The organism is Polaribacter sp. OB-PA-B3 (assembly GCF_054589375.1).
Genome location: NZ_BAAIIX010000004.1, coordinates 54,401 through 68,636 on the forward strand (window position 1 = coordinate 54,401; position 14,236 = coordinate 68,636).

At 28.2% G+C, this 14,236-nt stretch carries 14 protein-coding genes; 9 read left to right on the plus strand and 5 right to left on the minus strand.

Annotation, left to right across the window (positions count from 1 at the left end; all coding sequences use genetic code 11):
* Nucleotide 1: 1 nt before the first annotated feature.
* Genes ACYPV9_RS08920 through ACYPV9_RS08930 form a run of 3 tightly spaced genes read left to right on the plus strand, consistent with a single transcriptional unit; the run spans nt 2 to nt 1,560 of the window.
* Nucleotides 2–604 carry a WbqC family protein gene (locus ACYPV9_RS08920; RefSeq protein ID WP_459743106.1) on the plus strand — a complete coding sequence of 201 codons (603 nt, stop codon included), beginning with the start codon at nt 2–4 and terminating at the stop codon, nt 602–604.
* 60 nt (nt 605–664) lie between these two features.
* Nucleotides 665–1,243: a Crp/Fnr family transcriptional regulator gene (locus ACYPV9_RS08925; RefSeq protein WP_299065395.1), complete on the plus strand. Its 579-nt coding sequence runs from the start codon at nt 665–667 to the stop codon at nt 1,241–1,243.
* Nucleotides 1,244–1,248: 5 nt separating this feature from the next.
* Nucleotides 1,249–1,560, plus strand: a complete 312-nt coding sequence (locus ACYPV9_RS08930) for a DUF6122 family protein (RefSeq protein WP_299065393.1) — start codon at nt 1,249–1,251, stop codon at nt 1,558–1,560.
* On the opposite strand, the gene ACYPV9_RS08935 is transcribed toward ACYPV9_RS08930, so the two are convergent.
* Genes ACYPV9_RS08935 through ACYPV9_RS08955 form a run of 5 tightly spaced genes read right to left on the minus strand, consistent with a single transcriptional unit; the run spans nt 1,539 to nt 8,225 of the window.
* A complete protein-coding gene (locus ACYPV9_RS08935; RefSeq protein ID WP_459743109.1) occupies nt 1,539–3,038 on the minus strand; it encodes a lipopolysaccharide biosynthesis protein in 1,500 nt (499 codons plus the stop codon). The two genes, ACYPV9_RS08930 and ACYPV9_RS08935, sit on opposite strands and share 22 nt — an antisense overlap.
* A 1-nt stretch (nt 3,039) precedes the next feature.
* Nucleotides 3,040–4,305, minus strand: a complete 1,266-nt coding sequence (locus tag ACYPV9_RS08940; RefSeq protein WP_459743111.1) for a glycosyltransferase family 4 protein — start codon at nt 4,303–4,305, stop codon at nt 3,040–3,042.
* On the minus strand, nt 4,302–5,492 hold the full coding sequence (locus ACYPV9_RS08945; RefSeq protein WP_459743113.1) for a glycosyltransferase family 4 protein: 1,191 nt from the start codon (nt 5,490–5,492) through the stop codon (nt 4,302–4,304). Before ACYPV9_RS08945 ends, ACYPV9_RS08940 begins: the two co-directional genes overlap by 4 nt.
* Nucleotides 5,489–7,915 (minus strand): YfhO family protein, encoded by a 2,427-nt coding sequence (locus tag ACYPV9_RS08950; protein ID WP_459743115.1) that lies wholly within the window; start codon nt 7,913–7,915, stop codon nt 5,489–5,491. The genes ACYPV9_RS08945 and ACYPV9_RS08950 overlap by 4 nt, the downstream gene beginning before the upstream one ends.
* A gap of 46 nt (nt 7,916–7,961) precedes the next feature.
* Nucleotides 7,962–8,225 carry a DUF4834 family protein gene (locus ACYPV9_RS08955; protein WP_299065380.1) on the minus strand — a complete coding sequence of 88 codons (264 nt, stop codon included), beginning with the start codon at nt 8,223–8,225 and terminating at the stop codon, nt 7,962–7,964.
* 177 nt (nt 8,226–8,402) lie between these two features.
* On the opposite strand from ACYPV9_RS08955, the gene ACYPV9_RS08960 reads away from it, so the two are divergent.
* From ACYPV9_RS08960 to ACYPV9_RS08985, 6 genes are read left to right on the plus strand one after another with little or no spacing between them, the layout of a single operon-like run.
* Nucleotides 8,403–9,578, plus strand: a complete 1,176-nt coding sequence (locus ACYPV9_RS08960) for a transporter (protein WP_459743118.1) — start codon at nt 8,403–8,405, stop codon at nt 9,576–9,578.
* A gap of 15 nt (nt 9,579–9,593) precedes the next feature.
* Nucleotides 9,594–10,715: a GTP cyclohydrolase gene (locus ACYPV9_RS08965; protein WP_459743120.1), complete on the plus strand. Its 1,122-nt coding sequence runs from the start codon at nt 9,594–9,596 to the stop codon at nt 10,713–10,715.
* Between the two features lie 22 nt (nt 10,716–10,737).
* Nucleotides 10,738–11,445, plus strand: a complete 708-nt coding sequence (locus ACYPV9_RS08970) for a 16S rRNA (uracil(1498)-N(3))-methyltransferase (RefSeq protein WP_299065373.1) — start codon at nt 10,738–10,740, stop codon at nt 11,443–11,445.
* A gap of 40 nt (nt 11,446–11,485) precedes the next feature.
* Entirely contained in the window at nt 11,486–12,127 is a 642-nt protein-coding gene (locus ACYPV9_RS08975) for a DUF4159 domain-containing protein (protein ID WP_459743122.1), read from the plus strand.
* 39 nt (nt 12,128–12,166) lie between these two features.
* On the plus strand, nt 12,167–13,090 hold the full coding sequence (locus ACYPV9_RS08980) for a bile acid:sodium symporter family protein (protein ID WP_459743124.1): 924 nt from the start codon (nt 12,167–12,169) through the stop codon (nt 13,088–13,090).
* A gap of 3 nt (nt 13,091–13,093) precedes the next feature.
* Nucleotides 13,094–14,155: a 1-acyl-sn-glycerol-3-phosphate acyltransferase gene (locus ACYPV9_RS08985; protein ID WP_459743126.1), complete on the plus strand. Its 1,062-nt coding sequence runs from the start codon at nt 13,094–13,096 to the stop codon at nt 14,153–14,155.
* Nucleotides 14,156–14,236 lie beyond the last annotated feature (81 nt).

Genomic DNA, 14,236 nt, shown 5'->3' on the forward strand with positions numbered 1-14,236 from the left:
AATGGCTGTATTTATACCAACATACTTTTCTCCTATATCACAATATCGCGCTATTATTAATGCAGATACTGTTTTATTTGAAACAGAAGATAATTTTCAGAAACAAAGCTATAGAAATAGGTGTTATATTTTTAATACAAATGGTAAGCAACTCTTAAATATCCCGGTAAAACATCCTGCAACCTCAGGTAGAAAAAAAACGAAGGATACTATTATTGAAAGTGCAACAAATTGGCAAGATCAACATTTTAAGTCTTTAAAAACCGCTTATAGAAATTCGCCTTTTTTTGAATTTTATATAGATGATTTAGCTCCAATATTCGATAAAAAATATACTTTTTTACAAGATTTAAATTTTGATACTTTCGACTTTATTACAGATGCTTTACAATTAGAAATTGATTACAAAAAAAGTAAATCTTACATCGATTCTGATGAAAAATCTGATTTTAGAAGTTTAGCTGACGTAAAATTTTCACCCAACAATCTTACCGACAAGTACATACAAATGTTTGATGACAAACATGGTTTTATACCAAATTTATCGATTTTAGACTTATTATTTATGGAAGGCCCTAATGCAATTAGTTTTTTAGAAAATTAGTTGTATCTTTGCAGACTCTTAAATAGCAAATCTTCTTAAGCTATTTGGGGTTCTAAATTAATGAATAACTTAAAAAAAATACTAGATAAATTTTGTGAAATCTCTGACGAATCACAAAATCTTATATTTTCTTTAGCAAAAAATATCGAGCTCCGAAAAGGAGACTCTATATCTAAAGCTGGAGAAATATCTAAAAGTATTTATATTCTAGAAGAAGGTATTGCTAGATCTTTTTATGTTGATGAAAAAGGGAAAGAATACATTAGAAACCTATTTGTACCAGTTAGAGCTATTGGCCCTTTAGGCGCTTTAATTCTAAGAAAAAAGTCTAAGTTTTCTTACGATTGTTTATCTCATTGCAAATTACAAGTTATTAATTATGATGATTTTATAGATTTAACGAAACAAAATCTAGAAATTGGTAAACTATATTCTAAAATACTTGAAAAAGTATTTTTAGAATTAGAAGCTAAGGTTTACGATTTATCTGTTTTAAATGCTACAGAAAGGTATTTAAAGGTAAAAGCACAAATACCAAATATAGAAAACTTAATACCACAATACCATATAGCTTCTTACTTAAATATTACACCTGTTCAATTAAGTAGAATTAGAAAAGGTTTGTATTCTAAAAAATAATTTTAATGATTAGCATTAAATTTATAGTTCATTACAGCTTACATTTTATTGTTCCGTTTTTATTTGCTTTTGTTTTCTTTAGAAAAAAATGGAAAGCGGTTTACATTATTTTTATACTTTCCATGCTTGTAGATTTAGATCATTTATTAGCAAATCCTATTTTTCAAGAAAATAGATGTAGTATCAATTTTCATCCATTACACACATTTTGGGCAATGGCTATTTATATTTTAGGCTTATTCTTTAACAAAACAAGAATACTCTGTATTGCCTTATTATTTCACATGTTTACAGATTACTTAGACTGTTTATTGTAATACTTACCAAGTAAAATATCTAATTCCGGAGAAATATTAAATTTAAAAATCAATAAAATATACACCGGTACAATTAATATACTTTTCAAAATAATGTTAATAATTGGGTGAATCGGAAAATCCCATACATAAATATTATCCACAGGAAAATCCCAAAAATTAAATGCAAAATATAAAATTGCTATAATTGCAAGCATCTTTGCAGTTTTATTGGTAAAAGGTGTTATAGAAAACTTCTTTTTTACAAAGTATAGTTTAAATGTATTAGCACAAAAAATTACAATTAGGGTTGAAAGTGCCAAACCATTTGTACCCATTTCAAACTCATAATAAAATAATTTATTTAAAGCATAAACAGATAGCGCCATAGCAATACCAACAGGTAATGTTATTTTATAAAACTTAGAATTATTAATGATTGCACCATTATTACCTAAAAAGCCGTTGTACATTTTTAAAAATGAAATCATAAGCACTACGAGTCCGCCACCCGCATATTCTTCTGGTAGTAAGTTGAATAATTGTTGCACATTTGTATTAATTAAAACAAAGAAAAAACCACTTATTAAAAGTAAGTTAATTGAGCTTTTCTTATACAAAGAACCAACCTCTTTTTGATTATCTTCATTTAATGTTTTAGAAGTTAAAGGCTGTAAAATATTTAACATCGCTCTACTTGGTGCTTCTATAAAAGAACCTATAAAAACGGCTACAGAATAGTAAGCAGCTATTGCCAAAGTTTCTTTTCCAGGTATCATAAACTTATCAATATCTAAGATAATTGCACCTGCACTACCAGCCAAAATTATGTATCCAGAAAATCGTAAAACTTCAATAAAATTAGCAGGTTTCGCAAATGTAAACTTTGGCACGTATAGTTTTAGTGCATAAAACATCATTATAAACATTCTTAAAAAATACGCTGCAGTTAGGTAGTAAATAAATTCTGGTTTGCTTATAAATTCAAAATAAACGGCAAAAAGTAACAACATTACCACTACTCTGTTCCATAATTCTTTTAAAATATTACCAAAAACAGTTTGAAACTGTACTTTTGCCCAAGAATAAAAAATTTCAAAATACGCACAAGCTACTGCTATCAAATAAATTACTATTGTATAATCTTTTATAATAGGATTTTCTTCTGATAAATAATCACCTATTTCTTGATAAAAAATATTACCAAAATAAGCAATCGGTAATGCAATTAATAACGGTAAAAAAACAACAGATGATAGAAATTTATCTTTTTCTGCTTTTGTAAAATAACTAGAAAAAAACTTTACAATTGTATGATGAATTCCTAATGCTATTAAAGGCATCAAAAGATTAGATGTAGACAATAAAAACGTAACTAATCCATAGTATTCATCTTCTAAAAACCTTGTATATAAGAATAAAGTATTTATACCTCCAAAGGCAAAACCTAAGTATATAAAAAAAGTGTTTTTTAATGATTGTTTTAATACAATTCCCATTCTACGAAGTTATGTTTTTTAGAATAGAAGCTAATTCTTTTGTCAACTCTTTTCTATGATATTTTTTAATGTTGCTTGATGAAACCAACAACTTATTATTTTTATAATCTTTATATAAAGACTTTATTTCTTCTGATAGCTTTAATTCATTCTCAAAATTCACAACCTTACCAGCATTGGTTTCTTCTAAAATTGATGCCAAATCTCCTTTTTCTGGTCCGACGGCTAAAATAGGTCTTTTGGCTGTTAAATACTCAAATAACTTTCCTGTTAAAATACCTTCGTTATTTAATACATTCGGAATTAACAATAATAAAACCTGAGATTTTTTTTGATATTCGATTGCTTTATGATGTGGTAAATATCCTAAAAATTTTGTGTTTTTTGATAAATTAAAGCATTGTATATCTTGTTTTACATCATCTACAATATCACCAATAAAATTAATTTGTAAATCGTTTTTAAAACTTGAATCTTGTAAACTAAGCTTTTCTAAAACTTTAAACAATACGGTTGGATTACTTTGTTTAGGCAATAGACCAATGTAAGAAATTGTAAATTTTTTATCTAATCTTATGATATTTTTAGTCACAACTTCATCATCGAAACCATTGGTAATAACCTCTACTCTTTTGGCTGTTTTTAAAAACTCCTTTTTTAAGGTGTCACTAACAGTTAATATACAATCAGCATTTTTTAAAACTGATTTTTCTAATTTTATATTTTTATTTTTTGCAAAAGACAACTGATTAAAATCTTTATTATAATATAAGTTAGACCAAGGATCACGAAAATCTGCAACCCATTTTAGATTGTTTTTTTGATGTAATTTTTGTGCTATTAAATGCATGCTATGTGGCGGACCCGTAGAAATTATTACATCGATTTTATAAGAATCGATAATTTTCTGCAAATATTTAACCGATGGATTCACCCAAAAAACTTTAGGATCTGGAATAAAAAAATTACCTCTTATAAAAGACAAAAAACCGCCTTTACTAACATTAGAAACTCCTTTTTTTTGCTGATTATTTTTTTTCCAAAATAATAAATCTGTAGGTTCCCAAATTGGTTGTTTTAAAACCTTTATATTTTTAGGAATTTCATTTATCAAAGTTTTATCTTCTTTCGGATACTTTGGATTGTCAACTGTATACACTATGGGTTCAATATCAAAATTCTGTAAATATTTTACAAATTTTAACCAACGTTGCACGCCAGAACCACCTGCTGGTGGCCAATAATATGTAATTATTAGAACTTTCAATCGTGTAAATTGTTATACAGGTTCAGTAGCTTTTTAGAAGTTTCTTCCCAACAAAATTCGTTTACAATAAAATTCTTACCGTTTTTACCTAAATTATTTCTAAGCGAAGTGTCTTTATATAATAATTGAATTTTAATTGCGAAATCTGCGCTATTTTTTTGTTCGTGTACTAAACCAGCATTTGCTTTTTCTATCAATTTTTTCTGAGCAATCGCATTGCTAACCAAAAGAGGCTTAGCAAAACTCATGTATTGAAAAATCTTATTTGCATAAGCAACATCATGTTGTAAATTTCTATGCAAAGGCGATATACAAACTGCACTTGCCAAAATATAAGATTGAAAGAGAGAAACATCTTGCCAACCTTCAAAATCTACATATTTTTCTAGATTTAAGTCTTCGACTTGTTTTCTTAGTATTGTATCGGTAGTATTTTTACCCACAATTACCAACTTAATTTCTGGTATAGATTTTTTTAACCCATTTATAGCAGTAATCGCTGTTTGTAACCCCCTTCTAAGGTGCGTATCACCCAAATAAAGAATCACAAAATTGTTTTTGTATTTATCTATAATAGATTTTTTTAATGTATAATTTTCGAAAAAAGATTTTCTAATTGTATTTGGTACAAGTACCAATTTATCTTTGTGTTTTGGTAATCTTTGTGCTAAAGTTTCTAAAAATTCTGGAGATACAGAAATTACCTTATCTGCTTTTGCAATAAACTCTTCTTCTTTAACTTTCCATTTTTTTGGCGATATAATATACTTTCCTGGAAACTTCTGTAAATGAGGATATAGTTTCATCACCTCTGGCATATTATCATGTAAATCTAAAACTACAGGTAATTTTTTGTTTTTGTTAGATTTAAAAACAGCTTCTGCAATTCTTATATCGTGAATATGAATTACTTCAATTTGATTATCTGCAATAAATTTTGATATTTTCCTTTTCATTAGTAAAGTATATAACGGAATCGTATAAGCCAATGCAGATAATTTATACTCTAGTTTATTAGAGTTAAAACGTCTTACTTTTATACCGTTTATTACTTCTGATGTTTTTTGATTTGTATAATTTAAACAAAATAAAAAAACTTCATGCCCGTCGTTTACCAAAGAAATGGCTTCATTTTCTACTCTCGGATCCGGAGGAAAAGAAGCATCGAGAATCATTCCTATTTTCATGCTTCTTTACGTTTCTTCTTCTCGTCATAAAAAAACCATCCGGCAGAAACAACAAATAATAAAGCATAAGAAATCAACGAAAATATTTTACCTTCTTTAATTACTTTTGGTTCAAATTTAAATGAAATATCATGGTTTCCTGCAGGAATCTCCATTCCTCTTAAAACATAATTCACATTGTAATACGGTACTAATTCTCCGTCTAAATATGCATTCCAACCATCTTCATAATAAATTTCAGAAAAAACTGCAAATTGCGGTTTCGTAGAATTTGATTTATATTTTAAATTGGTTACATCGTTACTAATCAATTTAATTATTGCAGTAGAATCTCTCTCAACAAATAAGTTTTCTTTCAGTTTATTAAAATTATCTTCTAAAATTACAGCTGTATTTTTAGTATTTAAAGAATCTAAAGCTTGTATTTCTTCATTTGCATTGCTTACAGAAATTAACTTTTCTACAAACCAAACATTACCGTTTGCTTCTGTATTTTGTTGTGCTTGTACGTTACCTTTATTATCTGGTACAATAAAGTACTTGGTATTTAACATATTTAAAACTTGCATGTTATTTTTTGCAATTTGATAATCAAATAATTCTTGATAACGACCAAGTTTAGCGGCGTGATAACCACCAATAGAATTATGAAAGTATGATGTGCTTCCATCATTCATAGGATCTACAGAAAAATTTGCAACTCTAAAATAAGATGTGTCATTTAAAATTGCTTTATCAGCACTCGAAGCTACAAATGGTTTTTCTATTTTTCTTGAGGATTTAAAATCGTCTGCATTTACATAATTAAGATTTACAGATAACAAATCGAAAAGAATTAAGACTGTTATTGCAATAACCGCAAAAGGTATTTTAATTTTCTTCTTTAAAGTAAACCATAAAATAGCCCCAGAAATTAAAACTAAAATTAAAGATCTAACTGTATCTGAAAATAACATTGCTTTTCTGTCTGCAATTACTGCGTCCAAAAAGCCAGGAACTTCGCTATATTGTTGCGCATCTCTTAAGCCTTCGAACGTTCCGAAAATATGCGCAAAAGCAAAACCAACAATTATTAAGCCTCCAAATACAATAATCGCCTTCTTTAACGCAGCTTGTTTTTCCTTTAATTCTATGGTTTTAGAAAACAATTCTTTTAAACCTAAAACGCCTAAAATTGGTACACATAATTCTGCAATTACTTGTATTGATGAAACTGCTCTAAATTTATTATAAAGTGGTACATAATCGATAAAAAAGTTAGTAATCACCTCAAAATTTCTACCCCAACTTAAAATAATAGAAAAGATTGTTGCAACAACTAACCATTCTTTTATTCTTCCTTTTACTAAAAATAATCCTAAGAAAAACAGAAAAAACACAACAACACCAATATACGCAGGTGCTTCTACAATTGGTTGATCTCCCCAATACGTTAAAACTTGTTTAGAATATTCTTTTGCAGTTTTTTTATCCGTTTTTTCTTCAATAAACTCATAAAAATTAGAATTTTCTCCTAATTCTTCTACAGTTCCACCGCCCATAAAACGCGGTACAAATAAATTAAAAGTTTCTAATTTTGAGTAACTATATTGAGTTATATAAGATTTATCTAAACCTTCTGTGGCCTTTTTTGTAGAACCATCTAAATTAATTGTTAATTCTGATTTTCCTCTTGTACTGTGTTCAGAATATTCTTTCATTGCCATTAATCTTGGTGCGTTTGCTCCTATTCCTAAAACTACAGCTGCAACAATTACTGCTGCTTGTTTTATAAACAATTGCACCTTACGTTCTTTAATCGCATTAATTAATTCTACTAAACCAAGAATTAATAAACAGAAACCCAAATAGTAGGTCATTTGAATATGGTTAGCATAAATTTCTAAAGCCATTGCCAAACCTGTAACTATAAAACCTAGCACAAATTTTCTATTAAAAATCCAAATAACACCCGCTAAAACTAAAGGCATATATGCAATTGCATGGGCTTTTGCATTGTGTCCTGCACCAAATATTATAATTAAATAAGTAGAAAAACCAAAAGATAAAGCACCCAAAATTGCCAATCGCCACTTAACTTTTAAAGCCATCATCAAGACAAAAAAGCTTAAAAAATACAAAAATGTATAATCTGCAGGTCTTGGTAAAAACCTAAGTAATTTATCTACACTTCTTACAATATCATTTGGGTAATAAGCACTTACAGGGTAAGCAGGCATTCCGCTAAAAGAAGCATCCGTCCAATAAGGTTCTTCATTTTTATCTGCTCTATAATCATTAATGTCTTTCACCATTCCTCTAAATTGAGTAATGTCTGATTGATTTAATTTTTGACCTTTTAAAACAGGATGAAAATATATTAAAGAAGCAATTACAAATACAAGAATTGCTACTAAATAAGGAAAAATTTTGTTAAGTTTCAATTTAAAAATTGTTTTAGATTGCTATTTATTTTGAAGCTGTTTTAATTTAATCGATTTCTTCAAAATCTACATATTCACCAACAGACTTTTTACTTTCCTTTTGGCTTCCTGGTTTTTTATCTATAATTGTTTCACCTTCTTTTACCGAAGGCTTTTGTGCTTGTCTATGTTGACCACCAAATTGTTCTTCTGCTTTCTTTTGAATAGTTTCCGCAGCTTTTTTCATTAAAAAAGGCGCAAAAAGTCTTGCTAAGAATTTAAACGCATAATAAAATAAGAAAATAAAAAAGAGTGTTTTAAGTAAACCCATTTATAAATTTAATTTAAAAAATATATCAAAAATAACAATTTGAGTACAATTGAGACGTTATGAATCTATAAAAGTTTCTTAAACCTAAAAAAGTAGTGTTTACCTTTATAAAACAGCTTTTTTGTTCTATGTTTGTGAAGCATGTTAGATTTAAAATGTAAACCCTATTCTTTTTCTATGAATGTAAATAAATTTCAGCTATTTATTGTTGTCTTTTTTAGTTGTATTGCTTCTATTTTTGCGCAATATACAGATGTTATCAATTCTAATAAACCTGGTTTTTCTGAAAGTCCTTATAGTGTTGGTACAGGAGTTTACCAGTTTGAAAGCAATATTTTTTATAGAAATACAAGTATAGAACCTACATTTTCAAGACCAGAATCTTTGGGTTTAGATTTTATGTTTAGAACGAGTTTTCTTTTCGAAAAACTAGAATTAAACACACAATTAACTTACCAAAGAGATAAAGTAGCTTTTAAAAATATTTTTACATCGAGTTATGACGTTTCTGGTTTTAGTAGAATTACCGTTGGGGCAAAATACTTAGTTTATCAACAAGAATACGAAGATAAATCTAAAGAAGTAAGAAGCTGGAAAAGAAGACATGCTTTCGATACAAAAAGACTAATACCTTCTGTTGCCGTTTACCTTGGTATGAACACCGATTTTGTAAACGAAATTCATAAAACGGGTAGTATTACACCAAAAGTAGGAATTCTTTTACAACATAATCTTACACAAGATTTTAATGTAATTACCAATGTTTTTTACGACAATATTGGTTCAGATTTTTCTGAGTTTTCTTACATTATAACAGCTACTCAAAATTTTAGCGACCAATGGTCTGCATTTATAGAAAATCAAACTATATTTCAAGAATACCAAAACAATACCAATTTAGGTTTAGGTTTGGCTTATTTATACAGTAGAAATTTACAGTTCAATACATCTGCAAGATTGCTTTTTGAAGGTCAATCGAAAGGTTATTACGCTAGTTTAGGTGTTTCTTATAGAATTAACAGACATAGAGACTCTTTTATAGAATTAGATGATAATGGCAAAGAAGTTAAAGACACACCAATATCTCGTTATAATAAAAAACAAAATAGTTTTTTTAACAGGTTTTTAAACATCTTTAAAAAGAAAGATAAAAAAAATAGAACAAGACCAACTAGAACTAGAAAAGCAACCTCAAAGAAAAAAAGTGGTGACTTCTTAGGTATCTTCGGAAAGAAAAAAAGGAAAACCACCAAAAAAGAAACTGAAATTGAAAAATTAGAAAGAGAAATAAAAGAGCTAGAAAAGGAAATGAAAAAAGATGAAAAGAAAAAGAACAAAAACGACAACAATTAGACGCTACTTTTTACGATGATTACCTTAAAAAAAATAACTACCAAAAAGGAAATGAAACAGTTTGTAACATTTCCTTTTTCATTATACAAAAACAATAAATATTGGGTACCGCCAATAATTAAAGATGAAGTAGATAATTTTGACCCTAAAAAAAATCCTGTTTTTGAGAATGCGGATGCTCAATTTTTTGTAGCAATTAAAAACGGAAAAATTGTTGGTAGAATAGTCGCAATAATTAATTGGTTTGAAATTGAAAAACAACAAATAAAAAAAATGCGTTTTGGTTGGTTCGATGTAATTGATGACATCGAAGTTACTAAAGTTCTATTAGCAAAAGTTAAAGAAATTGGTTTAGAAAATAATTTAGAATATATAGAAGGTCCTGTAGGATTTAACAACTTAGACAAAACGGGTGTTTTAGTTGATGGTTTTGATCATATTGGCACAATGATTACATGGTACAATCATCCGTATTACAAAGATCATTTAGAAAAACTTGGTTTTATTAAGGAAAAAGAATATTTAGAAAATAAATTTAAATTCGATAAAGTAGATAAGGTTTATTTTGATAGAATTAGCAATATTATTAAAAGGCGTTTTAAGTTAAAAGCATTAGACTTTACAAAAACCAAAGACATAATGCCTTATGTTGATGAAATGTTTGATGTTTTTGATAAATCGTACTCTAAACTTTCTTCTTTTGTTCCTATTTCTGATGCTCAAATTGCTTTTTTTAAGAAAAAATATATTTCTTTTATAAATCCAGAATATATTAAGTTTGTTGTTGATGAAAATGAAAAAGTTATCGCTTTCGCCATCGTTATGCCCTCTTTTTCTGAAGCATTACAAAAAGCAAGAGGTAAATTATTTCCTTTTGGTATATTTCATCTTTTAAAAGCCAGAAAACATGCTAAAGACGTTACTTTCTATTTAATTGGTGTACATCCAGATTATCAAAATAAAGGTGTGCATGCAATTATTTTTGACCAATATGCTAAAACATTTGCACCATTAGGAATAGATAATTGTATTCGAACCCCTGAGTTAGAAGATAATGAAGCAATTAAAAAATTATGGGAAAATTTTGATCCTGTAACTCATAAACGAAGAAGAACTTACAAAAAAAGTATTGTTTAATAATTCTGATAAAATCTAACACATGCAATTATTTTATAATTCAGAAATTTCTACAGAAACAAAACAAATAACTTTCGATAAAATTGAAAGCAAACACATTGTGCGTGTTTTAAGAAAAAAAGAAGGTGATATTCTTAAAATAACAAATGGTAAAGGCTTTTTATTTGATGTAGAAATTATTTTAGCGAGCGATAAAAAATGTTTAGCTTCTGTTACTTCTTATACAGAAAAACAAAAGCCTTGGCAGTACTATTTGCACATTGCAATTGCGCCTACAAAAAATAACGACCGAATAGAATGGTTTCTAGAAAAAGCAACCGAAATTGGTATAGATGAAATTACACCTATTATTTGTTCTAATTCGGAAAGAAGGGTTGTAAAGTTAGAAAGATTTGAAAAAATTATTCAGTCTGCCATGAAACAATCTTTAAAATTTACATTACCAAAATTAAATAAACCCGTAAAATTTAATGATTTTATCAGTCAAAATTTTGATGGCAAAACGTGTATTGCACATTGCGAAGAGCAGGATAAAAATCTATTAAAGTCTGTAATAAACCCCTCTGAAAAGTCAGTTATACTTATAGGTCCCGAAGGAGATTTTTCTTCAGAAGAAATAAAGAAAGCATTAAAAAATAAATTTACACCAATTTCTTTAGGAGACAGTAGATTACGAACAGAAACAGCAGCTTTAGTTGCTGTAAATACTATATCTATTATCAATCAATAAGTTTTTTCTTATATTGCTTTAAAATTTCCTAAAATATTTTATGAAGCAATTTCTAACAATTACGTTTACCTTTTTACTAAGCATAATTTACGCACAAGATGTTGCTATTTTGAAATACAATGGTGGCGGAGATTGGTACTCGAACCCTACAGCAGTACCTAATCTAATTGCTTTTACTAACGCTAACATTAACACCAAAATTTCTAAAAATCCGCAATCTGTTGCGGTTAGTAGCGAAGATATTTTTAATTTCCCTATTCTTTTTATGACAGGTCATGGTAATGTTTTCTTTTCTGAAGATGATGCCGAAAACTTAAGAAATTACTTAATTTCTGGTGGCTTTTTACATATTTCTGATAATTATGGTTTAGACAAATTCATTCGTAAAGAAATGAAAAAAGTTTTTCCAAAATTAGAATTTAAAGAAATACCTAGTACTCATAAAATTTACAATCAGACCTTTAAATTCCCAAACGGAATTCCGAAAATTCATGAGCATGATAAAAAATCTGCGCAAGGTTTTGGTATTTTTTTCGAAGGAAGGCTTGTAGTTTTTTACGATTATGAAACAGATTTAAGCGACGGTTGGGAAGATCAAATAATACACAACAATCCGAAAAGTGTAAGAGAAAAAGCTTTGAAAATGGGCGCCAACATTATCGAGTTTGCGTTTAGCAATTAACCTTTTCTCTCTAAAATTAATCAATAAAAATTTTTAAAAATGAACAATCAAATAGATATCGATGCTATTAAAATAAATTTTGATTCTAGTGGTTTGTGGGTTTTAAACATTGCTATTGGTATTATAATGTTTGGTGTAGCATTGGGTATTTCTATTGATGATTTTAAGCGCTTGCTTAAAAACCCTAAAATACTTTTTGTCGGTGTTTTATCTCAGTTTATATTACTACCGGCTTTTACTTTTTTAATTATATTAATTTTAAAACCACACCCTAGTTTTGCTCTCGGAATGATGATGATTGCTGCTTGCCCTGGCGGAAACGTTTCTAACTTCTTTAGTAAAATGGCTGGCGGAAATGCCGCTTTATCTGTTAGTTTAACTGCTTTTGCAACGCTAATTTGTATTTTTATGACACCTTTTAATCTTCAGTTTTGGGGTAGTTTATATGAACCTACAAATACTATTTTAGAAACTGTTGCTTTAGATTGGGTCGATTTATTAAAATTGGTTTCTTTAATTTTAGGAATTCCGTTATTTTTTGGAATGTTAATCAAACATTACCATTCAGAAATGGCTCAAAAAATAGAAAATGTATTAAAACCTTTATCGATGCTTGTATTTATCGCTTTGATATTTATAGCGTTCTCTCAGAATTTAGAGATATTTTTAAATCATATTCATCATGTTTTATTTTTGGTAATTTTTCATAATATTTTCGCTTATTTTTTAGGATTTTATACTGCTAAAAGTTTTAAATTGAATAAAAAGGATACCAAAACTATTGCTATGGAAACCGGAATTCAAAATGGCGGATTGGGTTTATTATTAATTTTTGGTTTTTTTGACGGTTTAGGCGGAATGGCTCTTTTGGCTGCTTTTTGGGGAATTTGGGACGTGTTTTCTGGAATTCTACTTGCAACTTATTGGGGAAGAAATTCTAAAAAAGAAACTTTAAATACATAATTTATGCTTCAAAAAATTTGGTTTGCACTTGTATGGACATATGTAAAACTTGGGTTATTTTTTTACAGTAAGAAGATTATAGTTAAAGGCACAGAAAACATTCCTAAAAAAGGGGCAGTTCTGTTTGCTGTAAATCATCCTAACGGATTGGTAGATCCTTTATACGTTACCACAACCCACAACAGAAGAAACCATTATTTGGTAAGAGCCGCTACATTTAAAAACCCAATTGTAAAGAAAATTTTAGAATCTTTATACTTAATGCCCATTTATCGAATTCGAGACGGAATTAAACAACTCGCAAACAATCAGCAAATTTTTGATAAATGCCACAGAATTTTCGAAAAAGGAGAAACTTTAATGATTTTTCCGGAAGGAAGTCATGATAAAAAGAGATCCATTAGACCTTTAAGTAAAGGCTTTACTAGAATTGTTTTTGGCGCATTAGAGAAACATAAAGATTTAGATATTATTGTTATTCCAGTTGGCTTAACATATCAACATCCGTCAGATTATCCGGCTAAAATTATTATCAATTATGGCAAACCTATAAAAACAAGAGCTATTTATGATACTAATTTACCTGCAAAAGCTATTAATGTTTTAAAAGCAAATGTAACCGAACAATTACAAAAACTTACTGTTCATATTCCGGATGATGACAATTATGAAACAGTTTTACAAAAACTAAATAATGCACAAGTTGATTTTACTGAAGTAGATAAGGTAAATTCTATGATTCAAAAAGACAGTTTCCCAGAACAAAAAACTCCGAAAAAGAATTATGTGAAATCGCTTTATTATTTAATCTTTTTAAATAGTTTGATTCCTGTTTTTATCTGGAAAAAAGTTTTTAAATTAATTAAAGAAGTAGAGTTTATAGACACTTTTAGATTTAGTATAAATCTTTTAACTTTTACAATCTTTTATTCTTTACAAGCTTTGTTAATAGGTTTGTTTTTTGGGAATGACGTGGCTTTATTTTATATTACATTTTCTGTATTTCTTGTTTTTGTATATACAAAACTAGCGCCAACAAATACAAAAAAGTTTTTAAATCTGTAAAAAGTTGGCTTAAAAGTTTAGCCCTGATTGCAGCAATTGTTTGAGCTCTTTTTTAGAGCAGTTTCGATTATAAATTTTGAA